Consider the following 26380-nt stretch of genomic DNA (forward strand, 5'->3'; position numbering starts at 1 on the left):
CCGCTGCCCAGCTCATCACTGAGGTCCCCGTCGTCAAGCTCACGGCTGTCCTGCGGGCGCGGGCGATCTGCTCGATGAACTGCGCCCGCTCGGCCTCCAGCGCCGCCAACCGCTCCCACCTCGCGCTGCTGGGCCTGCTCAGCGGCCAAGACCCGCTGCCGCTCGGCCTCCTTCCCCTTGGTACGCCCGGCTAAAGCTGGCGGCGAAGTCATGGCCCCTGCCCCGGAAGGAAAACAACGCGCGCGCCGCCTCGGTCGCCGCAGACAACCGGCTGGCGTCGGCCTCACGCGCTGCCATGTAGATGTTGCGGGCCTGAACCATCCCGCTCAACAAATCAGCCATGAGGCTGCGCTGCTGGCGGACGCCGTGCACCTGCGCCCCGCGCTGGGTGACGGGCGTGTAGTCCGTGCCATTGTGCTCAGCCATGCGCCGTGCCTTGCGCTCCATGGCATTGGCCGCCGGTCCCAGCTTTCCGATCTCAGGATCGCGGTCCAGCGTCATGGCGACCAGCTCCTCCCCGCGCTCCAGCGCCGCCGCGCGCTGATCTTCCAGCGAGCGGTGATCGACCCGCGCTTCGAGACCAGCGCGTTCTAGGGGCATGATTCCCATCTGCGCCCAGAGGCCGCGCATTCCTCGATCTCAGCCCCGCCGGTCTTCGCGGCGTCGAGGATGCGGGTCTTGTCGGTCAGACCGTCGGCTGACAGCACACGGGTGGTAGTCAGAATATGAGCGTGATGGTTTCGCTGATCGCCCTCGCGGTGTGGGGCATGCAGGGCAACATCGCGGGCGATACCGTAGCGGTCGACCAGCGCACGGGCAAAGTCTCGCGCACGGGGCGGCCCGGCCCTCCACCGAGATATCTGACGGCAAGGCCAGCTCCCACTCGCGGGCAGTGACGGAATTCTTGCGGGTCTCGCGCGCTTCGGCCGCGTTCCACAGACCGGCGCGGTCCGACGCCCATTCGGGGGCACCGGTGGGCACGAGGATGAAGGCATCCTCGATACCCTGCTTGCGGGTATAGTCATGCACCCGGCCCTCCCGCTCACAGGACAGGCATTCGCCGGCGCGGTAGGCCGCTGCCGCTGTCGCCGTGCGCCCGACGCTGCGCTTTCACGGTCTTGACGCTCAGGTGGTAGCTCGCCATGCGCCCTACCCCTCCAGAAGACTGGCACAGGCGGCGAACACCGGTCCGCTGCCGACCGCCAGCACGCAGCGCAAACCCCGGCGCCAGCGACGGGGACGCGGGTGCGCGGCCCGGTCAGTCGCCCGGCCCGCGCCCCGCAAAGCGGCGCGGGCCGGGCGATGACGCAGCAGCAGCGCAGGCGTCCACCCGGACGGCAAGCCACTGCCTGCCCCGCCGCATCCCTCACACCTGACCGGCCCCACCGGGACGGTCAGGGTGAGGGACCGACGGGGCCGTTTGCCGGACGAGCGCAGCGTGGCAAACGCTGCGAGGAACCGGACCATATGGCCCGCTGTTCCGACGCCTCCGGGCTGACAAAGCTGCCAGCAGACCCGGCACCGACAAGGTACCACGGTCGCACTGGCGGCGCGCCAGCCCGGCACGCCATCCAATCGCGCAGATTGGTTTTGGGGAGTTTGGAGGGGCGGATAGCGCCTCTCTTGCCAATGTGCGAAGCTTCATTGGACGGGGACGCTGTCGGCGGGGGCTCTGCCCCGGTGAGACCCCACGCAAACTTGAAAGGAAACGCAGTGACGGGACAAGTTTGCATAAGTGCGCCATTCAATCTTTTCAGCTTTCATGGTAGGCCTCCATCAACGTAGTACACCACCCTCTCAAAAGGAACCCCGTCATGGCCGCCCCCGCTCTGGAAAAGCTCGAACGCCAGTACGAACAGGCCAAGGCAAGACTTCAATCCGCCCGCGCCCGGAAGGCGACGCAGGACCGCAAGATCGATGCCAGGCGTAAGATTATTCTGGGCGGTGCACTCATCGAACAAGCTAGCCGTGATCCCGATGTGACTAGGTTACTGAAGTCGCTGATCGAGGGGCTCGCTCGTGCCCAGGACCGCAAGGCCTTCGATGGATGGTCTCCCCCGCCCCGGAAGCAGACAGAGACATCGACGATGTCCTGAACGGCGGCGGAGGCGCGGACAGTGCTGGCTTCCGCAGGGGCGATGCCGATGGGGCGCATGCTGACGATCCGTCGCGAACATCGGACCCCGCAACGGCCGGCGATCTGAATACCGCGCAAAGCGTCTGGATGGAGAAACCGTCATGAGCGATAGCACCGATGCAGAGCCGGATCAGACACCAGAGACCTTGCCCAGCCTGCGGGATATCTTCCACAAGGAAATCACGACCAACGGTGGCGACAGCGCCGCGGCCTTCATTGAGATCCTCGACGAACTGGATAGCCGCACCGGGGTGACGGACCAGCTGATCGAACAGCTCAATTATAACTTCGAGCTACTCGCTAAATGGTTTGAACATACTAATCATCGCTTCAAGAAGATCCCTGAGCAGATTGAGACAAGCACACAGCGCGCCACAGACAACCTGAGCGCCACAGCAGAGCGCGGGGCAGCCACAGGGGCCAAGCAGGGTGCAGCGCCCTCACACGACGCCCTGGAGGCTCTCAGGGTGGCTGTGAGGGACTACACAGCCCGAGAGGCCGTCATCAAGCGGCGTGCCGCTATAGGGCTGCCCCTCGTCTTTGGCGCAGGTCTCATTGCAGCCCTGCTCCTCGGCAGCGTCCTCATCCCCGCCCTGCCACAGCATTGGAAATGGCCATGTAAGATCATCGGGGCAGAGTTCAGGCCCAACATTGATCCCGATAGAGCAACGACGTTTTGCGTAATCGTCAGGGAGTGAAGGGTGCATTCTGAATTCCCAGCATCTTCGGTGCGTTTGTGCTGACAGGCCGCTTTGAGGTGTAAAACGGGCTTATCCCCGCCACGCTCGTTCAAGCTGGGTGTTATATATGTGTTAAATATAGTGTTAAGCCATTGATAAACGTCTTTAAGCCTATGAAATATAGAAGCTAATCAGAGCGTTCGGTAACTGATACCACGAACTTTGGTACCTAATACCACGAACTTTGGTAACTGATACCACGAAACTTGACACAAGGTACCTAATACCACGAATATGATGTATGGAACCTAATACCACGAATCTTGACCTTTTCTCCGCCCGCGAGGAGAAGCCTTCCTTGCCCTTGATGCCAGACAGGCATCCGCAGCACGATTTGTTCATCTGCGATGTGGCCGACGCTGTGCTGAAGGACGTGATGACCCACATGGAGCATCCCTTCTATTCGCTGTCGAAGAAGCCTGAGACCGCCATTCGGCGCTATGAACACAAGGGCAGCTGGATTGAAATCACTCCAAGCGTCAAAGGTTTGGCGACGATTTATGACAAGGACATTTTAATTTACTGCATCTCGCAGATCATGGCGAAGCTTAAAAAGAACGAGCCTGTATCGCCCCGCGTTCGCATTAACTCGCGTGACCTACTGATTTTCACCAACCGTGGCACGAGCGGACGGGATTACATGGCGCTAGTTGAAGCGCTTGATCGCCTAGAAGGCACGCGGATACGGACGAACATTCGCTCCGGCGATGAGGAACAATCGGACAGTTTTGGCCTGATCGACGCTTCTTCAATTCGCCGCAAGCACGGCCTCGACGGACGGCTGCTCTGGTGCGAGGTGAAGCTCTCGGATTGGGTGTTCAACGCGATTCGCTCCCAAGAGGTTTTGACGCTGCACCGTGACTACTTCCGGCTGCGCAAACCAATTGAACGGCGTGTGTACGAGATTGCACGGAAGCATTGTGGCCAGCAGGACGAGTGGAAGATTGGGCTCGCCAACCTTCTCAAGAAGACCGGTTCTCAAAGTCCCCTCAAGCGGTTTCGACAGATGCTCCGCGACCTAGCTGACTATGACCACCTGCCTGACTATAGCGTTACGTTTGATACTGAGGCGGATATGGTCACGTTTCGCAATCGCGGGACGATGCTCATCACGCCCTCCGTCACCGTCTGGGAAGCCCGCCTTGATCCAGAAGCGTATCACGATGCAAGATCGGCTGCGCCAGGCTGGGATGTGTATCTGCTGGAGCGTGAATGGCGCTCATGGCTTGGCGACAATGAAATCGAGCCCAAGTATCCTACCCGCCACTTCATCAAGTTTTGCAAGAGCTGGCATGAGAAACGTGGATATCCATGATACCATGACTCCATTTAATCATGGAACCTGGCCGTCATGGTCTCATGATAACAGGGTATTGAGGAAACATGATTCCATGGTATCATGTAAAAAAATCGAGCAGGAGTATCATGGGCTACATAATAGGAATGGTCTCGCAAAAGGGCGGGGCAGGGAAATCGACTCTGGCAAGGCTGTTTGCGCGGGAGCTGGCGAAGGACGGTTTTTCCGTCAAGATCGCCGACCTCGACACGCAGCAAACCACGTGCACCGAATGGGCGGCAGATCGCGCTGAGGCTCAGATCGAACCTGAAATCCAGGTCCAGCCCTTTGGTAACCTCAAAACGGCATTAGCCGAGGCAGGACGGTTCGACGCTTATATTCTCGATGGCCGTCCGCACTCCTCCCAACAAACGCTGGAGATTGCCCAAGCGGCTGATCTGACGGTCATCCCAACGGGCCAGACCAAGGACGATCTGCGGCCAGCCGTAAAGTTGGCGCATAGTTTGGCCGATACGGGCATCAGCACAAGTAAGATTGCGTTTGCGCTGGTGAAAACGACGAACAGCGAAGCGGAGCTCAACGCGGCGAGGGCTTACTTGGAGCAAACTGACTACATCACGCTTGATGGGTATGTGCCGGTCTCAACTGCCTACGGCATCGCGCACGACGCTGGAAAGGTCATCACGGAGACGCCACACCGCAGCCTGAACGAAAAGGCCGAACGTCTGGCGCAGTCGATCATCAATCGTCTTGCAACAATCACAGCATCAAAAGAGGTGGCATAATGGCGAACACCTCATTTTTGAAAAAGGGCGCGCCGCCGCCACGTGAGAAAGCCACAAACATCATCGAGGCCGATCCTCGTAAATCTGAGGCCAAGAACAAGCCACTCCAAGTAATGATCCCGCCAGAAGTCTTCGATGCTTTCAGCGCGAGGGCAGGGGAGACGTTCGGGTTTTCGAAGGGCTCGAAGTCACAGCTCTTCATGGCGATGTGGGAATCCTACAATTCCATGAAACGATGATATCATGATTTCATGGAATTGTTTTGTCGGAAGATGGCTACAGGTCTGATTTCGACGTAAAGGCATATATTCTGGATACCAAGCTGACCGACGCAACAGATAGCGGGGGACTCTTCGGATTGTGTTTCTGAACCTAGTCACGCCGTAAGGATGTGAGATTGGGGCTCACTCTTCAAACATGCCCGGCTGCTGCGGCTCAACCCAGTACCCGCGCCGGCGCTTGGCGGCTTCCAGCAGGATCAGCGCGCTCACGGCAAGGTCCTCACTCTCAAACCACTCCATGCAGACCTGTCCGCCTTGACCGATCCGGCCCCACTCCCGGTATAGCGTCCAGGCTCCAAACAGGTTCGGCAGCACCAGCATGCGATAGTACCGGGCTTGGTTCGTCGCCGCGTCACGCTTCTCGAGGTAGGTCTGCATGGCTTAGAGATGGTACTTGCGGGCGATATCGAGCGCCTCGGCCTGTTCGGTGCCGATGTACTCCTTGGTGCTCTCGATGCTGACGTGCCCGAGCAACAGCTGGGCGGCCCGCAGGTTGCCGGTCTGCTGGTGGATGTAGGTCGGGAAGGTGCGGCGCAGCGAGTGCAGCCCGTAGAGCGCCGGATCGAGCCGGGCCCGCACCAGCCAGCCTTTGAACAACCGCCAGAGCTGGCTTTCGCTCAGGTGTGAATGCGACCACCGCACGCCCTGTCCAGTGAACAGCCAGCCGTGCAGCGGCCGCTCTTCCACCGCTAGGTAGACGCGCAAGCTGTCGCGTGTCACGGCCGACAGCCTGGCCTGGACCGGGCGTGCGTTGCGGGCCGCGGTCTTCTTCTGCCGGATCTCGACGATCTCGCGCACCCCGATCGGCGTCGCCACATCGGCAACCCGCAGCCGCACCAGGTCGGATCCCCGGAAGCAGGTATCGAGGGCAACGTTGAACAGCGCCAGGTCCCGCACCGCCGCCGGCTGCGTCCGGCTGTCCTGGCGCAGCAACAGCCGGATCAGGCTGACCTCGTCGGGGGTGAGCGGGGGCTTCTTACCCACCACCTTGCCGCGGTTCCAGGCCACTTTTTGTGGGTCTGTCATAGGCCTGATCCTTGCATGCTCTACACCAACTATGGCGGAAAAGCGTGCATCAGGGAAGGGGAGACTTGCCCGAAACGTCTCAAACCCGTGTTTTATATAGCGCCACCCCACCGGACGCCATGCGAGCTAATAGCAGAAAGCTTGCATGAAAAATGGTAAACAGAGCATCCGCTACAGTAGACCCCCGGAGCGTTTACTTAACGCTCGAATTCACGCGGTAGCAGGATACGCCGCGTGAACGCGCTCATGTCGCGGTCCCGGCCGGTCCCGACCGCAATGCGCTTTGTTTGATTTCGGAGGCTAGGGTGGCCGCCTTTGCCTGATAGAACGTGTCGCCCTCGCCCTTAAAGACTTCAAGCGCGGCGGCGACATGGCGCGCGGCCAATGCCAAGTAATGCGTGCATTCGGAGGTGGCGCAGCGCTCAGCCATTGCCTTAGCAACAATGGCTAAGTTTTCTTGCGTTAGCGCCCAGTCAAACGGCGCAGTGTCGCGACTGCGAACGCCGAGTGTATCGTGCAACAACTGATCCGCTCGCTCAAGTGGCACCAGCCCGTCTTTCCCGGGCATCGCATTTGCCATCTCAATCAAAGTGACGGCCACGTTTTGGGTTGTCATCGCCCACTCAGATGGCTTGCTATCCCTCGGACGCAGGCGAAGCGCCGCGCGGAAGGCCTCGATCGCGCGGCCCAAGTAGGCACGCCGCTCGCTGGCGTCGTCGCATCGTTTGGCACGCAGCGACAAGGCCGCCCCGAAATTTTGCTGTACCATCGCCCAGACGTCGCCATCGCTGTCGGCCGAGACTAAAAAAAGCGCATTTTCGTATTTTTCAGTTGCCTCGTCCATCAGCCCCGCGCTGGCAGCACCTTCGGATCGGACACTTATGTTCGCTAGAGCATTGGCAAGGTTCTGAAGGACGCGGGCACGGCGCGGCGCTGCACAGTCATCTATTTCAAGAGCCGGACGCAGGATGTCGGCTGAACGTTCAAGACCGTCCCCATCGAAGCGCAGGCCATGCTCGAACAACGCCCGGTGATACTCAAGTCGGCCTTCCACGGATCGCGCAGAATCAAGATTGCGCCATGTCTCAGCGGCACTTACGAACGCTTCATAGGCTTCATTAGCCCGCCCACGAAGCAGCGCGTTGCGCGCCCGGGCCTCTTTGGCGAACACGACCATCTCGCTATAGCTTTCGTCTACCTGCCGTAGAAGGGCATCGTATCCGTTGAAATCAAGCTGTGCAGCTGCCTCGCGGGCGGCGGCCTTGATCTCGTCGAACTCGCCCAAGCGACCGTCTAATTCGTGCAGTCGACGCTTATAGCTACGGTATTCAGATGCCTTGTCGTCAAGCAGCCCACGCAATTCCGCGTCGGATCGATCAAATACATTGTCAATCTCGAAACGGCTCGCCAAGGCCTCAAGCTGATCGCGGCGCGCGTTCGACAGGCCCTCGAGCTGTGAGGGAAGGCTTGGCGTGGGCGCACGCAGATCGTCTATCTGATGCTGAGGGATGTCGAGCGCGTGGGCCAGCCTTTGCACCGTACGCGCCGCCGGGTTGGCCACATGACCGTTCTCAAGTCGCGAGATGCTGGCCTTACGTCCCTCGTCGTTCCAAACGTTTATAGCAAGATCCCGCACCGACAGGCCTAGATCATCGCGGTAGGAACGGACGAGCCGTCCAAACCGAGCGCCGAAGGCGTTAACGTCGAGGGGGGCTCGCTTCGTCAACGTTCGACACCGGGATAAGGCTTAAATCGCGCTAATGTTAGCGCCTTAGGTCCCGATCCTGTACCTTCGCTGCATAACCGACCCCAAGCTTTTCGCCAAAGAAAGATCGGCACCGCCCAGTGACCGCCGACGCCGCTCACCCTTAAGTTACAAAGCTTGACGGGTGTGATCCACCTTGCGGTCGCAATATGGGCGTGAAAAAAAATCAAGACGCCACCTAAAAACCATCTAATGGTGAACGGGGCCGCCTAACGCCGCCACTCCCGAAGGCCGCGCCACCGCCATCACGTCTTCTACCCGAAGGCTCCGGCAACGGCATCCCCTCCCGCAGGACGATCGCGGCCTGCGTCCGGTTATCCACCTGAAGCTTGCGAATGATCCTAGAAACATGCGTTTCGACCGTATTAATCGAAATCGAAAGGGTGCGGGCGATGCCCTTGTTGGAGTGTCCCTTAGCAACCTCACCAAGGATTTCAATCTGTCGGTCCGTAAGCAGACCGGGCTGAAGGCGGTCGGGTCGTTCGGCCCCGGACGCGCGCTCGCCACCAGGCAACGCGAAAGGCACTATACGATGCCCCTCCACCACCAGCGCTATTATTGACCTAATCTCGGCGGCCGCCAAGGTGGGCGACACCACCGCGGCGACATCGAATGGCACGTCCTGGACACTTTCAAGCAGCACTTCACTCCGGGGAAACAAAATGATGCGCGCCGATTCGCGGTCGCTCATGCAGGACGTAATGTTATCTGAGAGAGCATCGACCGTCGTAAACGATAGGAGAACAACGCTCACATCAGGCGGTATGTCCGAAGGATCATCAGCAGAAACGTAGGGAAGTTCTAGATCTGCGAGGATAAGTTCCAACGCGGACCTCACTAGATAACACCCCCCTAGAATTCCAATTCTCTTGTGTTCACAAATATCCATTATTTTTCCCAGCGCATTTCTAAGAATACAAAAATAGCTCTTTAAAAAATACGTTTGTCAGAACTTCTCTTGCGGCCCGTAGACCGCCGCGCCTGACAATGGCTTATTCCACAGCGATATGCGCAGCGGGTAGTGAAGGTATATCCACAGGACTTAGTTCGAGCATGGATGCATCCGAAGCCTGTAATGTCTGTGCAGCAGCTCGGATAGGCTGCGTACGCTCGGCACGTTGCGACCGGGCAGCCGCTGCGCGGACCGCTCTTTGATCCGTCAATTCCATTGCCTGCCGGACATATACCAATTTATTTTTGGATGTTGCTTGATCGACATACACGCGATCTCTTGCATATGCCTTGGTACCAAGAACAGCCAAGCCAAACATAATTATAACTATTGCTCTTCTAAATAGAACAGTCACTCCCTCCTCCCCAAAAAAAATCCCAAAATAAATAGACCAGTCCCCCTACAGAAAAATACGTAAGACGCTGCTTTATAAAGCTTACTCTCCTAAATCAGCACGAATAAAAATATTAACGAAAGTTAACGAAAAGTCAATATATTTGTAGATTTCAGACGTGCGTGTAGCGGAAAACCACTACAAAATCAGAGATTAATCCAAATATTTACAGCAGCATCACCGAAAACGGTGATCCAAACGGTTGTCCTTGGGGTATTCCATTAAACTTTCTCGCTTGAATCACCGAAAACCGCACTAAAGACCTGGGCTGATCTCCGGAATATCAGGAGTCCGTAGTTATTCGTACCTTTGAACTTGTCTCGGGGAACGCCCTCGGGGTGGGTAGGATCAAAAGGATAATTGAAATGAAAAAGCTTCTCATGACATCAACAGCCCTGCTGATGACAGCAGGCATGGCATTTGGCCAAACATCAACGGGTTCAGGCGTGGCACCTGCGAACGCAAGTGCGGAAAGTAATGCTGCAGCGACATCAAGCCAGAACGGCGTCGGCAACTTCAACAGCGCTCAGGCACTCGATAGTCCCGCCGGGAACGACGAGGAAGCCGATGCAGTCGCTGGCAATGGCGCTGCTGGTGCGCGTGCTGCGGTCAATCTCAGCGCAGCTATTACCGCAGGTGCTGTGACCACGGGGGGCGTCTCGGCTGTCGTGAGCCAACAGGCAGCCAACGCGAACCTCCAGTTCCAGGTCGGCAACAACAACCAAGCGGTCAACCTGCAGTCGGGCGTACGTCAGGAATCGGCGACAGTTCAAGACGGTAACGACAACGATGCGATCATCAGCCAGACGCGAGCTGGCAACGAGGCCGCGATTGGACAGATAGGCAACAACAATCAGAACGCGATCATCCAAAATGGTTTGGATAACGGTGCCGCGTCCGCTCAGTCTGGCGAATTCAACGTATCGACCATCCTTCAGAGCGGCAACGATAACATCGCGGCGCACGCGCAGTTTGGCCTACGTAACACGGCTATGACGTTCCAGAACAACGGTGACAACACCGCGGCTCAGGTGCAGGTTGGTGACGACAACATGTCGCTCATCTCGCAGGGTGGCGGCACGAGCGCTGGACTGAACGCGATCGACGGCACGCCGGCTTCCGTTATGATCCCGGCCGGTCTGACGGTCACTGGCGCAGTTGTGGGTGCAGCGTCGCTCAACTCGGCGGCGAGTATCCAGCTGGGCAATGCGAACAAGAGCGCAATCATCCAGCAGGGCAATGGCAACGAGGCCGTCAACTATCAGTCTAATCCCTGATAGAATACTTTCCTCTGCCTTGGCAGGGAAGCCTCAAGACAACCGGGGGCGCCGTTGTGGCGCCCCCGTACCAATAGATGACGAGGAGCACGTCATGAAGATGTTCCCAACCCTACTTCCATTCGCACTGATCGCGACACACGCTGTCGCGACACCGTTGGCGGAAGGCTGCGCCCTTCGCATGTCAGAGATCGGAAGCATGGTCACTGTGCAGGGCGCCGTCGACCCGCAGGACTGGCCCCGGGGCAGCTATGAAATGACCATCGAGGCACGACAGGGGGGCAACCGCTCCCTGTCGCAACAGGCCGGCAAGTTCGACAACGAGAGCGCGCAGACCGCAGATGGCTTATTTGTTTTATCAACCACGAAGGTGTATGTTTCAAACGGTGGCAGTCTTGCCGTCACGCTTCGTGTCGAAGACGGAGACCGCAACGTGTCCTGCTCTCTCGACTATAACTAGCAGTGACTTAGTCCTGAGGATTACGATATGCACCCCACAATCTTTCTTGCCGCGATTGCGCTGACGCTTGGTGGCACGCCCCCCGGACATGCGCAGGATTTCGGATTTCAGGTTAGCAATGGGCTTACCCTTGAACAGGTAAGCGTAACCCAAAATGGCACGATAAGCGCCCCCTCAAGTTCAGGCGGGGCGGGTTCATCTGCGGTTATCGCCCAGGCCGGCAATGGCAATAGCGCAGTCAGCTCCGTCTCAGGCAGCCAGAACGCAGGGACGCTTGTCCTGCAACAGGGCAATGCCAACGATGCCGTAGCCGTCATCCAGAACTCCCCCGGCAGTGTCATCGCTCAGGCCCAGCTTGGCAGCAGCAATTATTCCCTAGCTGCAATTGTCGGCGGATCGGCAAATGGAATTGCGTCTGCGCAAATTGGCAACAGTCTAAGCAATTCCGTCGCACTTGTGGACTCTGTTGGCACCAAGGTTGTTTACGGGCAAGCTGGTCAAAGCTACAGTGGTGGCATAGTGGTGCGAAACGCTCCTCCGGGCACTGTTTTAAGATTAAATTAATCCTGATTGCAGCACTCAGATGGCTTTGGCAGATCGCGATGTGCTCTTAAATGTTTCATATCAAAATTTACTAATCTGATTATAGCTTTCAGCTGTCTGCTAGAAGGGAAAAAATTATGGTTTCGGCGAGGATACTACTTGGACTAGGCGCGGCGGCACTGTTGGCTAGCGCAGAAACTGTTATTGCAGGAGACCTTGTCTATAAACCGATAATCCCCGCGTTCGGCGGATTTGCCGACAATTATGGCTACCTGCTTGGTACGGCGCAAATCCAAAATCAGTATCTCCCACCTAGCGAGAGTGGTGGTGGAGGCGGCGCGCCTGACATCAACTTTCCACCAATCGTAATCGACCTTGGAGGCGTAGGTACACCCGCGACACCTCCTACGGCAGCACAGAACACCAACACCGCAGGCGGTGCAGTGTCAAATTGAAGTAACCGTAGATCGTTAGAACGACGGCACGGATACGGGGGCGGAATGAAATATATCTCTATACTTGGTTCAAAACTAAAGATGTTTGGGCCTTGGCTCGCTATGACAATTACCCTTGGCGGGTGCACGGAACTTGGCTTGCAGTCGATTGGAACACGTTTGGACAAAAACGTGACCCCCCCGCTTTCCACCCCGTCGACCAGTACCGGTCTAGCGCTTAGGCAGTTGCCCCCGGCGCAAAAAAAAATCGATGTTGCGATTTATAAATACGAAGACAAAACCGGGCAAAACGAGGAATCAGACAATTTCACTCGGTTTTCCCGCGCGGTGTCACAAGGGATGTCGGACGTACTGATTGATGTGCTGACAGAAGTCGGCGACGGCCAGTGGTTCAACGTCATTGAGCGCGCAAATATTCAGGATCTTTTGACTGAGCGCCAACTTATTGATCAGACCAATCAAAACTATCGCGGTTTGCAACGTTCAGCGCTTGAGCCGCTACGCTTTGCAGGGATCATTATCTCAGGTGGCGTGATCGATTACGATACTAATGTTGTGACTGGCGGAATTGGGGCGCGGCTTCTAGGAATTGGCAACAACTTAGAATATCGTCAGGATCGGATCTCGGTAGTACTGCGCGCGATCAGTGTTCAAACTGGCGACGTTCTGACCTCGGTCCAGACGGAGAAAACCATTTATTCGTTTGCCGATCAGCTTTCGATCTTCAGATACGTCGCGGTGGATCGTTTGCTGGAACTTGACGCAGGCTACTCGGTCAACGAACCGACGGGTATCGCGGTGCGGCAAGCCGTCGAACTGGCAGTCTATGACCTAATCTTGGAAGGCGCGGAGGATAATATCTGGCAGTTCCAAGACCCCGCGGTGCAGCGGCAACTGATCGCGCGCCAGAAGACGCGGCTGGCATCGTTCAGCGCGCCGACGAACGCCCGACAGCCGCAGGTCACCCGAGCCGCAAATACGCCCGATGCCGACTCTGTTGCGACGCCGAAACGGGTCTTAACCGATGTTGTATACTGACCGATGCGCGGCTGTCTTTGGGCTGGTCCTTGCCACGCTGGGAGCATCTTCGCTGTCTGCACAAGAGAGGACAATCTTTGACAAGGCCAATCGCACCACGGTGGGGGACTGGGCCGTGGAATGTATGGCGAATACTGAATCCACCGAGGGCAAATGCCAAGTTTATCAAAGAGTTCTGACGCAAGACCCTAACACTGCCGCGATGGTTGTCGCGTTAGCATGGTCCCTGCCCAAGGACGCGCTTCTCGCGCAGATTTCCTTACCGCTAGGCAGCGATCTTACCGAGCCGCCATTGCTGAGCATTGATGGTAAGGTCGCAGCCAACTTCACTTGGTCGCGGTGTGTGTCGAGCGGATGCCTAGTCGAGGCAGCTTTGCCCGACGCTCTGATTGCAGCCCTCGTGCGAGGAAAGAGCGCAAAGTTCACGGTGGTCCAGCCCAATGGGGGCGAGATCGCGATACCGCTGTCGCTAACGGGTTTGGCCGAAGCGTTGGATCGGATCATACCAAAAAATGCAATGCCAGCCGTGACAGCGGACGACGGCGGATAATTCGCGAGGTCAGGCCAGCCTAGAATTTGCTATGTATCGACGGTTCCTGCCTAGATGTTTGGTCCAATGGCTTAGTGGTGCGTTCTTTTCAGCGCTTGGAAATAAGCGTTACGAAGTGGCATAAGGATGTGACGCTCTAAGACAGCTAAACTTGGTCCACAATTCACTCCACACCCGCTTCACAGCCCATACCCATCATCGATTCCGCGGCTCAACTCGCGCTCAAGTTCTAGCGCCTGCACCCTTTCGTCCTTGATCTCGTTAGCGCGGGCATTGGCCGGACCTGCGATGTCCGCGAACTCACAGCCAAAGCGATCGGCGGCGGCATCGACCTCTGAGATCAGCGCCCGCTGCCGCTCCTCACTGAGGTCCCCGTCGTCAAGCTCACGGCTGTCCTGCCAGGCGCGGGCGATCTGCTCGATGAACTGCGCCCGCTCGGCCTCCAGCGCCGCCAACCGCTCCACCTCACGCGCCTGGGCCTGCTCAGCGGCCAAGACCCGCTGCCGCTCGGCCTCCTTCCCTTGGTACGCCCGGCTAAAGCTGGCGGCGAAGTCCTTGGCCCCTGCCCCGGAAAACAACGCGCGCGCCGCCTCGGTCGCCGCAGACAACCGGCTGGCGTCGGCCTCACGCGCTGCCATGTAGATGTTGCGGGCCTGAACCATCCGCTCCAGCAAATCAGCCATGAGGCTGCGCTGCTGGCGGACGCCGTGCACCTGCGCCCCGCGCTGGGTGACGGGCGTGTAGTCCGTGCCATTGTGCTCAGCCATGCGCCGTGCCTTGCGCTCCATGGCATTGGCCGCCGGTCCCAGCTTGATCTCAGGATCGCGGTCCAGCGTCATGGCGACCAGCTCCTCCCCGCGCTCCAGCGCCGCCGCGCGCTGATCTTCCAGCGAGCGGTGATCGACCCGCGCTTCGAGACCAGCGCGTTCTAGGGCATGATTCTGCATCTGCGCCCAGAGGCCGCGCATGTCCTCGATCTCAGCCCCGCCGGTCTTCGCGGCGTCGAGGATGCGGGTCTTGTCGGTCAGACCGTCGGCTGACAGCACACGGGTGGTAGTCAGAATATGAGCGTGATGGTTTCGCTGATCGCCCTCGCGGTGTGGGGCATGCAGGGCAACATCCGCGGCGATACCGTAGCGGTCGACCAGCGCCTGGGCAAAGTCTCGCGCCAGGGCGGCCCGGCCCTCCACCGAGATATCTGACGGCAAGGCCAGCTCCCACTCGCGGGCAGTGACGGAATTCTTGCGGGTCTCGCGCGCTTCGGCCGCGTTCCACAGACCGGCGCGGTCCGACGCCCATTCGGGGGCACCGGTGGGCACGAGGATGAAGGCATCCTCGATACCCTGCTTGCGGGTATAGTCATGCACCCGGCCCTCCCGCTCACAGGACAGGCATTCGCCGGCGCGGTAGGCCGCTGCCGCTGTCGCCGTGCGCCCGACGCTGCGCTTCACGGTCTTGACGCTCAGGTGGTAGCTCGCCATGCGCCCTACCCCTCCAGAAGACTGGCACAGGCGGCGAACACCGGTCCGCTGCCGACCGCCAGCACGCAGCGCAAACCCCGGCGCCAGCGACGGGGACGCGGGGTGCGCGGCCCGGTCTGTCGCCCGGCCCGCGCCCCGCAAAGCGGCGCGGGCCGGGCGACAGACGGCAGCAGCAGCGCAGGCGTCCACCCGGACGGCAAGCCACTGCCTGCCCCGCCGCATCCCTCACCCTGACCGGCCCCACCAGGACGGTCAGGGTGAGGGACCGACGGGGCCGTTTGCCGGACGAGCGCAGCGTGGCAAACGCTGCGAGGAACCGGACCATATGGCCCGCTGTTCCGACGCCTCCGGGCTGACAAAGCTGCCAGCAGACCCGGCACCGACAAGGTACCACGGTCGCACTGGCGGCGCGCCAGCCCGGCACGCCATCCAATCGCGCAGATTGGTTTTGGGGAGTTTGAGAGGGCGGATAGCGCCTCTCTTTCCAATGTGCGAAGCTTCATTGGACGGGGACGCTGTCGGCGGGGGCTCTGCCCCGGTGAGACCGCACGCAAACTTGAAAGGAAACGCAGTGACGGACAAGTTTGCATAAGTGCGCCATTCAATCTTTTCAGCTTTCATGGTAGGCCTCCATCAACGTAGTACACCACCCTCTCAAAAGGAACCCCGTCATGGCCGCCCCCGCTCTGGAAAAGCTCGAACGCCAGTACGAACAGGCCAAGGCAAGACTTCAATCCGCCCGCGCCCGGAAGGCGACGCAGGACCGCAAGATCGATGCCAGGCGTAAGATTATTCTGGGCGGTGCACTCATCGAACAAGCTAGCCGTGATCCCGATGTGACTAGGTTACTGAAGTCGCTGATCGAGGGGCTCGCTCGTGCCCAGGACCGCAAGGCCTTCGATGGATGGTCTCCCCCCGCCCCGGAAGCAGACAGAGACATCGACGATGTCCTGAACGGCGGCGGAGGCGCGGACAGTGCTGGCTTCCGCAGGGGCGATGCCGATGGGGCGCATGCTGACGATCCGTCGCGAACATCGGACCCCGCAACGGCCGGCGATCTGAATACCGCGCAAAGCGTCTGGATGGAGAAACCGTCATGAGCGATAGCACCGATGCAGAGCCGGATCAGACACCAGAGACCTTGCCCAGCCTGCGGGATATCTTCCACAAGGAAATCACGACCAACGGTGGCGACAGCGCCGCGGCCTTCATTGAGATCCTCGACGAACTGGATAGCCGCACCGGGGTGACGGACCAGCTGATCGAACAGCTCAATTATAACTTCGAGCTACTCGCTAAATGGTTTGAACATACTAATCATCGCTTCAAGAAGATCCCTGAGCAGATTGAGACAAGCACACAGCGCGCCACAGACAACCTGAGCGCCACAGCAGAGCGCGGGGCAGCCACAGGGGCCAAGCAGGGTGCAGCGCCCTCACACGACGCCCTGGAGGCTCTCAGGGTGGCTGTGAGGGACTACACAGCCCGAGAGGCCGTCATCAAGCGGCGTGCCGCTATAGGGCTGCCCCTCGTCTTTGGCGCAGGTCTCATTGCAGCCCTGCTCCTCGGCAGCGTCCTCATCCCCGCCCTGCCACAGCATTGGAAATGGCCATGTAAGATCATCGGGGCAGAGTTCAGGCCCAACATTGATCCCGATAGAGCAACGACGTTTTGCGTAATCGTCAGGGAGTGAAGGGTGCATTCTGAATTCCCAGCATCTTCGGTGCGTTTGTGCTGACAGGCCGCTTTGAGGTGTAAAACGGGCTTATCCCCGCCACGCTCGTTCAAGCTGGGTGTTATATATGTGTTAAATATAGTGTTAAGCCATTGATAAACGTCTTTAAGCCTATGAAATATAGAAGCTAATCAGAGCGTTCGGTAACTGATACCACGAACTTTGGTACCTAATACCACGAACTTTGGTAACTGATACCACGAAACTTGACACAAGGTACCTAATACCACGAATATGATGTATGGAACCTAATACCACGAATCTTGACCTTTTCTCCGCCCGCGAGGAGAAGCCTTCCTTGCCCTTGATGCCAGACAGGCATCCGCAGCACGATTTGTTCATCTGCGATGTGGCCGACGCTGTGCTGAAGGACGTGATGACCCACATGGAGCATCCCTTCTATTCGCTGTCGAAGAAGCCTGAGACCGCCATTCGGCGCTATGAACACAAGGGCAGCTGGATTGAAATCACTCCAAGCGTCAAAGGTTTGGCGACGATTTATGACAAGGACATTTTAATTTACTGCATCTCGCAGATCATGGCGAAGCTTAAAAAGAACGAGCCTGTATCGCCCCGCGTTCGCATTAACTCGCGTGACCTACTGATTTTCACCAACCGTGGCACGAGCGGACGGGATTACATGGCGCTAGTTGAAGCGCTTGATCGCCTAGAAGGCACGCGGATACGGACGAACATTCGCTCCGGCGATGAGGAACAATCGGACAGTTTTGGCCTGATCGACGCTTCTTCAATTCGCCGCAAGCACGGCCTCGACGGACGGCTGCTCTGGTGCGAGGTGAAGCTCTCGGATTGGGTGTTCAACGCGATTCGCTCCCAAGAGGTTTTGACGCTGCACCGTGACTACTTCCGGCTGCGCAAACCAATTGAACGGCGTGTGTACGAGATTGCACGGAAGCATTGTGGCCAGCAGGACGAGTGGAAGATTGGGCTCGCCAACCTTCTCAAGAAGACCGGTTCTCAAAGTCCCCTCAAGCGGTTTCGACAGATGCTCCGCGACCTAGCTGACTATGACCACCTGCCTGACTATAGCGTTACGTTTGATACTGAGGCGGATATGGTCACGTTTCGCAATCGCGGGACGATGCTCATCACGCCCTCCGTCACCGTCTGGGAAGCCCGCCTTGATCCAGAAGCGTATCACGATGCAAGATCGGCTGCGCCAGGCTGGGATGTGTATCTGCTGGAGCGTGAATGGCGCTCATGGCTTGGCGACAATGAAATCGAGCCCAAGTATCCTACCCGCCACTTCATCAAGTTTTGCAAGAGCTGGCATGAGAAACGTGGATATCCATGATACCATGACTCCATTTAATCATGGAACCTGGCCGTCATGGTCTCATGATAACAGGGTATTGAGGAAACATGATTCCATGGTATCATGTAAAAAAATCGAGCAGGAGTATCATGGGCTACATAATAGGAATGGTCTCGCAAAAGGGCGGGGCAGGGAAATCGACTCTGGCAAGGCTGTTTGCGCGGGAGCTGGCGAAGGACGGTTTTTCCGTCAAGATCGCCGACCTCGACACGCAGCAAACCACGTGCACCGAATGGGCGGCAGATCGCGCTGAGGCTCAGATCGAACCTGAAATCCAGGTCCAGCCCTTTGGTAACCTCAAAACGGCATTAGCCGAGGCAGGACGGTTCGACGCTTATATTCTCGATGGCCGTCCGCACTCCTCCCAACAAACGCTGGAGATTGCCCAAGCGGCTGATCTGACGGTCATCCCAACGGGCCAGACCAAGGACGATCTGCGGCCAGCCGTAAAGTTGGCGCATAGTTTGGCCGATACGGGCATCAGCACAAGTAAGATTGCGTTTGCGCTGGTGAAAACGACGAACAGCGAAGCGGAGCTCAACGCGGCGAGGGCTTACTTGGAGCAAACTGACTACATCACGCTTGATGGGTATGTGCCGGTCTCAACTGCCTACGGCATCGCGCACGACGCTGGAAAGGTCATCACGGAGACGCCACACCGCAGCCTGAACGAAAAGGCCGAACGTCTGGCGCAGTCGATCATCAATCGTCTTGCAACAATCACAGCATCAAAAGAGGTGGCATAATGGCGAACACCTCATTTTTGAAAAAGGGCGCGCCGCCGCCACGTGAGAAAGCCACAAACATCATCGAGGCCGATCCTCGTAAATCTGAGGCCAAGAACAAGCCACTCCAAGTAATGATCCCGCCAGAAGTCTTCGATGCTTTCAGCGCGAGGGCAGGGGAGACGTTCGGGTTTTCGAAGGGCTCGAAGTCACAGCTCTTCATGGCGATGTGGGAATCCTACAATTCCATGAAACGATGATATCATGATTTCATGGAATTGTTTTGTCGGAAGATGGCTACAGGTCTGATTTCGACGTAAAGGCATATATTCTGGATACCAAGCTGACCGACGCAACAGATAGCGGGGGACTCTTCGGATTGTGTTTCTGAACCTAGTCACGCCGTAAGGATGTGAGATTGGGGCTCACTCTTCAAACATGCCCGGCTGCTGCGGCTCAACCCAGTACCCGCGCCGGCGCTTGGCGGCTTCCAGCAGGATCAGCGCGCTCACGGCAAGGTCCTCACTCTCAAACCACTCCATGCAGACCTGTCCGCCTTGACCGATCCGGCCCCACTCCCGGTATAGCGTCCAGGCTCCAAACAGGTTCGGCAGCACCAGCATGCGATAGTACCGGGCTTGGTTCGTCGCCGCGTCACGCTTCTCGAGGTAGGTCTGCATGGCTTAGAGATGGTACTTGCGGGCGATATCGAGCGCCTCGGCCTGTTCGGTGCCGATGTACTCCTTGGTGCTCTCGATGCTGACGTGCCCGAGCAACAGCTGGGCGGCCCGCAGGTTGCCGGTCTGCTGGTGGATGTAGGTCGGGAAGGTGCGGCGCAGCGAGTGCAGCCCGTAGAGCGCCGGATCGAGCCGGGCCCGCACCAGCCAGCCTTTGAACAACCGCCAGAGCTGGCTTTCGCTCAGGTGTGAATGCGACCACCGCACGCCCTGTCCAGTGAACAGCCAGCCGTGCAGCGGCCGCTCTTCCACCGCTAGGTAGACGCGCAAGCTGTCGCGTGTCACGGCCGACAGCCCGCCCGACCGGGCGTGCGTTGCGGGCCGCGGTCTTCTTCTGCCGGATCTCGACGATCTCGCGCACCCCGATCGGCGTCGCCACATCGGCAACCCGCAGCCGCACCGAGGTCGGATCCCCGGAAGCAGGTATCGAGGGCAACGTTGAACAGCGCCGGGTCCGCACCGCCGCCGGCTGCGTCCGGCTGTCCTGGCGCAGCAACAGCCGGATCAGGCTGACCTCGTCGGGGGGTGAGCGGGGGGCTTCTTACCCACCACCTTGCCGCGGTTCCGAGCCACTTTTTGTGGGTCTGTCATAGGCCTGATCCTTGCATGCTCTACACCAACTATGGCGGAAAAGCGTGCATCAGGGAAGGGGAGACTTGCCCGAAACGTCTCAAACCCGTGTTTTATATAGCGCCACCCCACCGGACGCCATGCGAGCTAATAGCAGAAAGCTTGCATGAAAAATGGTAAACAGAGCATCCGCTACAGTAGACCCCCGGAGCGTTTACTTAACGCTCGAATTCACGCGGTAGCAGGATACGCCGCGTGAACGCGCTCATGTCGCGGTCCCGGCCGGTCCCGACCGCAATGCGCTTTGTTTGATTTCGGAGGCTAGGGTGGCCGCCTTTGCCTGATAGAACGTGTCGCCCTCGCCCTTAAAGACTTCAAGCGCGGCGGCGACATGGCGCGCGGCCAATGCCAAGTAATGCGTGCATTCGGAGGTGGCGCAGCGCTCAGCCATTGCCTTAGCAACAATGGCTAAGTTTTCTTGCGTTAGCGCCCAGTCAAACGGCGCAGTGTCGCGACTGCGAACGCCGAGTGTATCGTGCAACAACTGATCCGCTCGCTCAAGTGGCACCAGCCCGTCTTTCCCGGGCATCGCATTTGCCATCTCAATCAAAGTGACGGCCACGTTTTGGGTTGTCATCGCCCACTCAGATGGCTTGCTATCCCTCGGACGCAGGCGAAGCGCCGCGCGGAAGGCCTCGATCGCGCGGCCCAAGTAGGCACGCCGCTCGCTGGCGTCGTCGCATCGTTTGGCACGCAGCGACAAGGCCGCCCCGAAATTTTGCTGTACCATCGCCCAGACGTCGCCATCGCTGTCGGCCGAGACTAAAAAAAGCGCATTTTCGTATTTTTCAGTTGCCTCGTCCATCAGCCCCGCGCTGGCAGCACCTTCGGATCGGACACTTATGTTCGCTAGAGCATTGGCAAGGTTCTGAAGGACGCGGGCACGGCGCGGCGCTGCACAGTCATCTATTTCAAGAGCCGGACGCAGGATGTCGGCTGAACGTTCAAGACCGTCCCCATCGAAGCGCAGGCCATGCTCGAACAACGCCCGGTGATACTCAAGTCGGCCTTCCACGGATCGCGCAGAATCAAGATTGCGCCATGTCTCAGCGGCACTTACGAACGCTTCATAGGCTTCATTAGCCCGCCCACGAAGCAGCGCGTTGCGCGCCCGGGCCTCTTTGGCGAACACGACCATCTCGCTATAGCTTTCGTCTACCTGCCGTAGAAGGGCATCGTATCCGTTGAAATCAAGCTGTGCAGCTGCCTCGCGGGCGGCGGCCTTGATCTCGTCGAACTCGCCCAAGCGACCGTCTAATTCGTGCAGTCGACGCTTATAGCTACGGTATTCAGATGCCTTGTCGTCAAGCAGCCCACGCAATTCCGCGTCGGATCGATCAAATACATTGTCAATCTCGAAACGGCTCGCCAAGGCCTCAAGCTGATCGCGGCGCGCGTTCGACAGGCCCTCGAGCTGTGAGGGAAGGCTTGGCGTGGGCGCACGCAGATCGTCTATCTGATGCTGAGGGATGTCGAGCGCGTGGGCCAGCCTTTGCACCGTACGCGCCGCCGGGTTGGCCACATGACCGTTCTCAAGTCGCGAGATGCTGGCCTTACGTCCCTCGTCGTTCCAAACGTTTATAGCAAGATCCCGCACCGACAGGCCTAGATCATCGCGGTAGGAACGGACGAGCCGTCCAAACCGAGCGCCGAAGGCGTTAACGTCGAGGGGGCTCGCTTCGTCAACGTTCGACACCGGGATAAGGCTTAAATCGCGCTAATGTTAGCGCCTTAGGTCCCGATCCTGTACCTTCGCTGCATAACCGACCCCAAGCTTTTCGCCAAAGAAAGATCGGCACCGCCCAGTGACCGCCGACGCCGCTCACCCTTAAGTTACAAAAGCTTGACGGGTGTGATCCACCTTGCGGTCGCAATATGGGCGTGAAAAAAAATCAAGACGCCACCTAAAAACCATCTAATGGTGAACGGGGCCGCCTAACGCCGCCACTCCCGAAGGCCGCGCCACCGCCATCACGTCTTCTACCCGAAGGCTCCGGCAACGGCATCCCCTCCCGCAGGACGATCGCGGCCTGCGTCCGGTTATCCACCTGAAGCTTGCGAATGATCCTAGAAACATGCGTTTCGACCGTATTAATCGAAATCGAAAGGGTGCGGGCGATGCCCTTGTTGGAGTGTCCCTTAGCAACCTCACCAAGGATTTCAATCTGTCGGTCCGTAAGCAGACCGGGCTGAAGGCGGTCGGGTCGTTCGGCCCCGGACGCGCGCCCGCCACCAGGCAACGCGAAAGGCACTATACGATGCCCCTCCACCACCAGCGCTATTATTGACCTAATCTCGGCGGCCGCCAAGGTGGGCGACACCACCGCGGCGACATCGAATGGCACGTCCTCGACACTTTCAAGCAGCACTTCACCCGGGGAAACAAAATGATGCGCGCCGATTCGCGGTCGCTCATGCAGGACGTAATGTTATCTGAGAGAGCATCGACCGTCGTAAACGATAGGAGAACAACGCTCACATCAGGCGGTATGTCCGAAGGATCATCAGCAGAAACGTAGGGAAGTTCTAGATCTGCGAGGATAAGTTCCAACGCGGACCTCACTAGATAACACCCCCTAGAATTCCAATTCTCTTGTGTTCACAAATATCCATTATTTTTCCCAGCGCATTTCTAAGAATACAAAAATAGCTCTTTAAAAAATACGTTTGTCAGAACTTCTCTTGCGGCCCGTAGACCGCCGCGCCTGACAATGGCTTATTCCACAGCGATATGCGCAGCGGGTAGTGAAGGTATATCCACAGGACTTAGTTCGAGCATGGATGCATCCGAAGCCTGTAATGTCTGTGCAGCAGCTCGGATAGGCTGCGTACGCTCGGCACGTTGCGACCGGGCAGCCGCTGCGCGGACCGCTCTTTGATCCGTCAATTCCATTGCCTGCCGGACATATACCAATTTATTTTTGGATGTTGCTTGATCGACATACACGCGATCTCTTGCATATGCCTTGGTACCAAGAACAGCCAAGCCAAACATAATTATAACTATTGCTCTTCTAAATAGAACAGTCACTCCCTCCTCCCCAAAAAAAAATCCCAAAATAAATAGACCAGTCCCCCTACAGAAAAATACGTAAGACGCTGCTTTATAAAGCTTACTCTCCTAAATCAGCACGAATAAAAATATTAACGAAAGTTAACGAAAAGTCAATATATTTGTAGATTTCAGACGTGCGTGTAGCGGAAAACCACTACAAAATCAGAGATTAATCCAAATATTTACAGCAGCATCACCGAAAACGGTGATCCAAACGGTTGTCCTTGGGGTATTCCATTAAACTTTCTCGCTTGAATCACCGAAAACCGCACTAAAGACCTGGGCTGATCTCCGGAATATCAGGAGTCCGTAGTTATTCGTACCTTTGAACTTGTCTCGGGGAACGCCCTCGGGGTGGGTAGGATCAAAAGGATAATTGAAATGAAAAAGCTTCTCATGACATCAACAGCCCTGCTGATGACAGCAGGCATGGCATTTGGCCAAACATCAACGGGTTCAGGCGTGGCACCTGCGAACGCAAGTGCGGAAAGTAATGCTGCAGCGACATCAAGCCAGAACGGCGTCGGCAACTTCAACAGCGCTCAGGCACTCGATAGTCCCGCCGGGAACGACGAGGAAGCCGATGCAGTCGCTGGCAATGGCGCTGCTGGTGCGCGTGCTGCGGTCAATCTCAGCGCAGCTATTACCGCAGGTGCTGTGACCACGGGGGGCGTCTCGGCTGTCGTGAGCCAACAGGCAGCCAACGCGAACCTCCAGTTCCAGGTCGGCAACAACAACCAAGCGGTCAACCTGCAGTCGGGCGTACGTCAGGAATCGGCGACAGTTCAAGACGGTAACGACAACGATGCGATCATCAGCCAGACGCGAGCTGGCAACGAGGCCGCGATTGGACAGATAGGCAACAACAATCAGAACGCGATCATCCAAAATGGTTTGATCACGGTGCCGCGTCCGCTCAGTCTGGCGAATTCAACGTATCGACCATCCTTCAGAGCGGCAACGATAACATCGCGGCGCACGCGCAGTTTGGCCTACGTAACACGGCTATGACGTTCCAGAACAACGGTGACAACACCGCGGCTCAGGTGCAGGTTGGTGACGACAACATGTCGCTCATCTCGCAGGGGTGGCGGCACGAGCGCTGGACTGAACGCGATCGACGGCACGCCGGCTTCCGTTATGATCCCGGCCGGTCTGACGGTCACTGGCGCAGTTGTGGGTGCAGCGTCGCTCAACTCGGCGGCGAGTATCCAGCTGGGCAATGCGAACAAGAGCGCAATCATCCAGCAGGGCAATGGCAACGAGGCCGTCAACTATCAGTCTAATCCCTGATAGAATACTTTCCTCTGCCTTGGCAGGGAAGCCTCAAGACAACCGGGGGCGCCGTTGTGGCGCCCCCCGTACCAATAGATGACGAGGAGCACGTCATGAAGATGTTCCCAACCCTACTTCCATTCGCACTGATCGCGACACACGCTGTCGCGACACCGTTGGCGGAAAGGCTGCGCCCTTCGCATGTCAGAGATCGGAAGCATGGTCACTGTGCAGGGCGCCGTCGACCCGCAGGACTGGCCCCGGGGGCAGCTATGAAATGACCATCGAGGCACGACAGGGGGCAACCGCCCCCTCAGTCGCAACAGGCCGGCAAGTTCGACAACGAGAGCGCGCAGACCGCAGATGGCTTATTTGTTTTATCAACCACGAAGGTGTATGTTTCAAACGGTGGCAGTCTTGCCGTCACGCTTCGTGTCGAAGACGGAGACCGCAACGTGTCCTGCTCTCTCGACTATAACTAGCAGTGACTTAGTCCTGAGGATTACGATATGCACCCCACAATCTTTCTTGCCGCGATTGCGCTGGACGCTTGGTGGCACGCCCCCGGACATGCGCAGGATTTCGGATTTCAGGTTAGCAATGGGCTTACCCCTTGAACAGGTAAGCGTAACCCAAAATGGCACGATAAGCGCCCCCTCAAGTTCAGGCGGGGCGGGTTCATCTGCGGTTATCGCCCAAGGCCGGCAATGGCAATAGCGCAGTCAGCTCCGTCTCAGGCAGCCAGAACGCAGGGACGCTTGTCCTGCAACAGGGCAATGCCAACGATGCCGTAGCCGTCATCCAGAACTCCCCCGGCAGTGTCATCGCTCAGGCCCAGCTTGGCAGCAGCAATTATTCCCTAGCTGCAATTGTCGGCGGATCGGCAAATGGAATTGCGTCTGCGCAAATTGGCAACAGTCTAAGCAATTCCGTCGCACTTGTGGACTCTGTTGGCACCAAGGTTGTTTACGGGCAAGCTGGTCAAAGCTACAGTGGTGGCATAGTGGTGCGAAACGCTCCCTCCGGGCACTCAGTTTTAAGATTAAATTAATCCTGATTGCAGCACTCAGATGGCTTTGGCAGATCGCGATGTGCTCTTTTAAATGTTTCATATCAAAATTTACTAATCTGATTATAGCTTTCAGCTGTCTCTTGCTAGAAGGGAAAAATTATGGTTTCGGCTTGAGGATACTACTTGGACTAAGAGCTTTGCGGCGGCTTTACTGTTGGCTAAGCGCAGAAACTGTTATTGCAGGAGACCTTGTCTGTATAAACCGATAATCCCCGCGTTCGGCGGCGGATTTTGCTTGACTAATGCTGGCTACCCGCTTGGTACGGCGCAAATCCAAAATCAGTATCTCCCACCTAGCGAGAGTGGTGGTGGAGGCGGCGCGCCTGACATCAACTTTCCACCAATCGTAATCGACCTTGGAGGCGTAGGTACCACCCCGCGACACCTCCTACGGCAGCACAGAACACCAACACCGCAGGCGGTGCAGTGTCGAACTGAAGTAACCGTAGATCGTTAGAACGACGGCACGGATACGGGGAGCGGGAATGAAATATATCTCTATACTTGGTTCAAAACTAAAGATGTTTGGGCCTTGGCTCGCTATGACAATTACCCTTGGCGGGTGCACGGAACTTGGCTTGCAGTCGATTGGAACACGTTTGGACAAAAACGTGACCCCCCGCTTTTCCACCCC

Annotated in this window: 30 protein-coding genes and 1 pseudogene; 19 read left to right on the plus strand and 12 right to left on the minus strand. The window is 57.7% G+C overall.

Going from position 1 to position 26380, the window contains the following annotated elements:
* Positions 1–138: 138 nt before the first annotated feature.
* From GLR48_RS25335 to GLR48_RS25900, 3 genes and pseudogenes are all read right to left on the minus strand, one after another.
* A complete protein-coding gene (locus GLR48_RS25335) occupies positions 139–630 on the minus strand; it encodes a MobA/MobL family protein (RefSeq protein ID WP_237067075.1) in 492 nt (163 codons plus the stop codon).
* Positions 591–971, minus strand: coding sequence for a MobA/MobL family protein (locus tag GLR48_RS25340; RefSeq protein WP_336886678.1), 381 nt, complete (start codon positions 969–971; stop codon positions 591–593). The genes GLR48_RS25335 and GLR48_RS25340 overlap by 40 nt, the downstream gene beginning before the upstream one ends.
* A pseudogene (locus tag GLR48_RS25900) lies at positions 898–1053 on the minus strand (MobA/MobL family protein); the annotation flags it as partial. The pseudogene GLR48_RS25900 and the gene GLR48_RS25340, both read right to left, overlap by 74 nt.
* A gap of 761 nt (positions 1054–1814) precedes the next feature.
* On the opposite strand from GLR48_RS25900, the gene GLR48_RS25345 reads away from it, so the two are divergent.
* From GLR48_RS25345 to GLR48_RS25365, 5 genes are all read left to right on the plus strand, one after another.
* Positions 1815–2096, plus strand: coding sequence for a mobilization protein (locus GLR48_RS25345; protein ID WP_237067031.1), 282 nt, complete (start codon positions 1815–1817; stop codon positions 2094–2096).
* A 142-nt stretch (positions 2097–2238) separates the two neighbouring features.
* Entirely contained in the window at positions 2239–2835 is a 597-nt protein-coding gene (locus GLR48_RS25350) for a hypothetical protein (RefSeq protein WP_237067033.1), read from the plus strand.
* A gap of 283 nt (positions 2836–3118) precedes the next feature.
* Positions 3119–4192 carry a replication initiator protein A gene (locus GLR48_RS25355; RefSeq protein ID WP_237067035.1) on the plus strand — a complete coding sequence of 358 codons (1074 nt, stop codon included), beginning with the start codon at positions 3119–3121 and terminating at the stop codon, positions 4190–4192.
* Positions 4193–4302: 110 nt separating this feature from the next.
* Positions 4303–4959 (plus strand): ParA family protein, encoded by a 657-nt coding sequence (locus GLR48_RS25360; protein ID WP_237067037.1) that lies wholly within the window; start codon positions 4303–4305, stop codon positions 4957–4959.
* Complete coding sequence (locus GLR48_RS25365; protein ID WP_237067039.1) at positions 4959–5198, plus strand: hypothetical protein; 240 nt, start codon at positions 4959–4961, stop codon at positions 5196–5198. The genes GLR48_RS25360 and GLR48_RS25365 overlap by 1 nt, the downstream gene beginning before the upstream one ends.
* 165 nt (positions 5199–5363) lie before the next feature.
* Here the strand turns inward: GLR48_RS25365 and GLR48_RS25370 are convergent, their stop codons facing one another.
* The 4 genes from GLR48_RS25370 to GLR48_RS25385 all read right to left on the minus strand — a co-directional run bounded on the left by GLR48_RS25370 (position 5364) and on the right by GLR48_RS25385 (position 8857).
* The gene (locus GLR48_RS25370) at positions 5364–5618 is read right to left on the minus strand and encodes a WGR domain-containing protein (RefSeq protein WP_237067041.1); all 255 of its coding nucleotides are present in this window, start codon (positions 5616–5618) and stop codon (positions 5364–5366) included.
* Between the two features lie 3 nt (positions 5619–5621).
* Positions 5622–6266 (minus strand): tyrosine-type recombinase/integrase, encoded by a 645-nt coding sequence (locus tag GLR48_RS25375; RefSeq protein WP_237067043.1) that lies wholly within the window; start codon positions 6264–6266, stop codon positions 5622–5624.
* A gap of 244 nt (positions 6267–6510) precedes the next feature.
* Entirely contained in the window at positions 6511–7992 is a 1482-nt protein-coding gene (locus tag GLR48_RS25380; protein ID WP_237067045.1) for a helix-turn-helix domain-containing protein, read from the minus strand.
* A 217-nt stretch (positions 7993–8209) separates the two neighbouring features.
* Positions 8210–8857, minus strand: coding sequence for a response regulator transcription factor (locus GLR48_RS25385; protein WP_237067047.1), 648 nt, complete (start codon positions 8855–8857; stop codon positions 8210–8212).
* Positions 8858–9742: 885 nt separating this feature from the next.
* Between GLR48_RS25385 and GLR48_RS25390 the strand changes: the two genes are divergently transcribed.
* From GLR48_RS25390 to GLR48_RS25410, 6 genes are all read left to right on the plus strand, one after another.
* Entirely contained in the window at positions 9743–10654 is a 912-nt protein-coding gene (locus GLR48_RS25390) for a hypothetical protein (RefSeq protein WP_237067049.1), read from the plus strand.
* Between the two features lie 94 nt (positions 10655–10748).
* Positions 10749–11114 carry a curli-like amyloid fiber formation chaperone CsgH gene (gene csgH / locus GLR48_RS25395; RefSeq protein WP_237067051.1) on the plus strand — a complete coding sequence of 122 codons (366 nt, stop codon included), beginning with the start codon at positions 10749–10751 and terminating at the stop codon, positions 11112–11114.
* A gap of 27 nt (positions 11115–11141) precedes the next feature.
* Entirely contained in the window at positions 11142–11678 is a 537-nt protein-coding gene (locus GLR48_RS25400) for a hypothetical protein (protein WP_237067053.1), read from the plus strand.
* Between the two features lie 116 nt (positions 11679–11794).
* Positions 11795–12112 carry a curli assembly protein CsgF gene (locus tag GLR48_RS26210; protein ID WP_442915880.1) on the plus strand — a complete coding sequence of 106 codons (318 nt, stop codon included), beginning with the start codon at positions 11795–11797 and terminating at the stop codon, positions 12110–12112.
* Positions 12113–12157: 45 nt separating this feature from the next.
* Positions 12158–13150 (plus strand): CsgG/HfaB family protein, encoded by a 993-nt coding sequence (locus tag GLR48_RS25405; RefSeq protein WP_237067055.1) that lies wholly within the window; start codon positions 12158–12160, stop codon positions 13148–13150.
* Positions 13137–13700 (plus strand): invasion associated locus B family protein, encoded by a 564-nt coding sequence (locus tag GLR48_RS25410; protein WP_237067057.1) that lies wholly within the window; start codon positions 13137–13139, stop codon positions 13698–13700. The genes GLR48_RS25405 and GLR48_RS25410 overlap by 14 nt, the downstream gene beginning before the upstream one ends.
* Before the next feature lie 179 nt (positions 13701–13879).
* Here GLR48_RS25410 and mobQ read toward each other — a convergent pair whose 3' ends face one another.
* Positions 13880–15181: a MobQ family relaxase gene (gene mobQ, locus GLR48_RS25415; protein WP_237067059.1), complete on the minus strand. Its 1302-nt coding sequence runs from the start codon at positions 15179–15181 to the stop codon at positions 13880–13882.
* A 671-nt stretch (positions 15182–15852) separates the two neighbouring features.
* Between mobQ and GLR48_RS25420 the strand changes: the two genes are divergently transcribed.
* From GLR48_RS25420 to GLR48_RS25440, 5 genes are all read left to right on the plus strand, one after another.
* Entirely contained in the window at positions 15853–16281 is a 429-nt protein-coding gene (locus tag GLR48_RS25420; protein ID WP_237067062.1) for a hypothetical protein, read from the plus strand.
* Positions 16278–16874, plus strand: coding sequence for a hypothetical protein (locus GLR48_RS25425; protein WP_237067033.1), 597 nt, complete (start codon positions 16278–16280; stop codon positions 16872–16874). Before GLR48_RS25420 ends, GLR48_RS25425 begins: the two co-directional genes overlap by 4 nt.
* A 283-nt stretch (positions 16875–17157) precedes the next feature.
* Positions 17158–18231 carry a replication initiator protein A gene (locus GLR48_RS25430; RefSeq protein WP_237067035.1) on the plus strand — a complete coding sequence of 358 codons (1074 nt, stop codon included), beginning with the start codon at positions 17158–17160 and terminating at the stop codon, positions 18229–18231.
* A gap of 110 nt (positions 18232–18341) precedes the next feature.
* Positions 18342–18998, plus strand: a complete 657-nt coding sequence (locus tag GLR48_RS25435) for a ParA family protein (protein WP_237067037.1) — start codon at positions 18342–18344, stop codon at positions 18996–18998.
* Positions 18998–19237, plus strand: a complete 240-nt coding sequence (locus tag GLR48_RS25440; protein WP_237067039.1) for a hypothetical protein — start codon at positions 18998–19000, stop codon at positions 19235–19237. The genes GLR48_RS25435 and GLR48_RS25440 overlap by 1 nt, the downstream gene beginning before the upstream one ends.
* 165 nt (positions 19238–19402) lie before the next feature.
* Here the strand turns inward: GLR48_RS25440 and GLR48_RS25445 are convergent, their stop codons facing one another.
* From GLR48_RS25445 to GLR48_RS26215, 4 genes are all read right to left on the minus strand, one after another.
* Entirely contained in the window at positions 19403–19657 is a 255-nt protein-coding gene (locus GLR48_RS25445) for a WGR domain-containing protein (RefSeq protein ID WP_237067041.1), read from the minus strand.
* Positions 19658–19660: 3 nt separating this feature from the next.
* Positions 19661–19999 (minus strand): tyrosine-type recombinase/integrase, encoded by a 339-nt coding sequence (locus tag GLR48_RS25450; protein ID WP_237067064.1) that lies wholly within the window; start codon positions 19997–19999, stop codon positions 19661–19663.
* A 550-nt stretch (positions 20000–20549) separates the two neighbouring features.
* The gene (locus GLR48_RS25455; RefSeq protein ID WP_237067066.1) at positions 20550–22040 is read right to left on the minus strand and encodes a helix-turn-helix domain-containing protein; all 1491 of its coding nucleotides are present in this window, start codon (positions 22038–22040) and stop codon (positions 20550–20552) included.
* A 208-nt stretch (positions 22041–22248) separates the two neighbouring features.
* Positions 22249–22509, minus strand: a complete 261-nt coding sequence (locus GLR48_RS26215) for a response regulator transcription factor (protein ID WP_442915881.1) — start codon at positions 22507–22509, stop codon at positions 22249–22251.
* Here GLR48_RS26215 and GLR48_RS25460 point away from each other — a divergent pair.
* The 3 genes from GLR48_RS25460 to GLR48_RS25470 all read left to right on the plus strand — a co-directional run bounded on the left by GLR48_RS25460 (position 22420) and on the right by GLR48_RS25470 (position 24692).
* Positions 22420–22632 carry a hypothetical protein gene (locus GLR48_RS25460; RefSeq protein WP_237067068.1) on the plus strand — a complete coding sequence of 71 codons (213 nt, stop codon included), beginning with the start codon at positions 22420–22422 and terminating at the stop codon, positions 22630–22632. The two genes, GLR48_RS26215 and GLR48_RS25460, sit on opposite strands and share 90 nt — an antisense overlap.
* 1148 nt (positions 22633–23780) lie before the next feature.
* A complete protein-coding gene (locus GLR48_RS25465; RefSeq protein ID WP_237067071.1) occupies positions 23781–24410 on the plus strand; it encodes a hypothetical protein in 630 nt (209 codons plus the stop codon).
* Between the two features lie 129 nt (positions 24411–24539).
* Complete coding sequence (locus GLR48_RS25470) at positions 24540–24692, plus strand: hypothetical protein (protein WP_237067073.1); 153 nt, start codon at positions 24540–24542, stop codon at positions 24690–24692.
* Positions 24693–26380 lie beyond the last annotated feature (1688 nt).

The organism is Loktanella sp. M215 (assembly GCF_021735925.1).
Lineage (GTDB): Bacteria > Pseudomonadota > Alphaproteobacteria > Rhodobacterales > Rhodobacteraceae > Loktanella.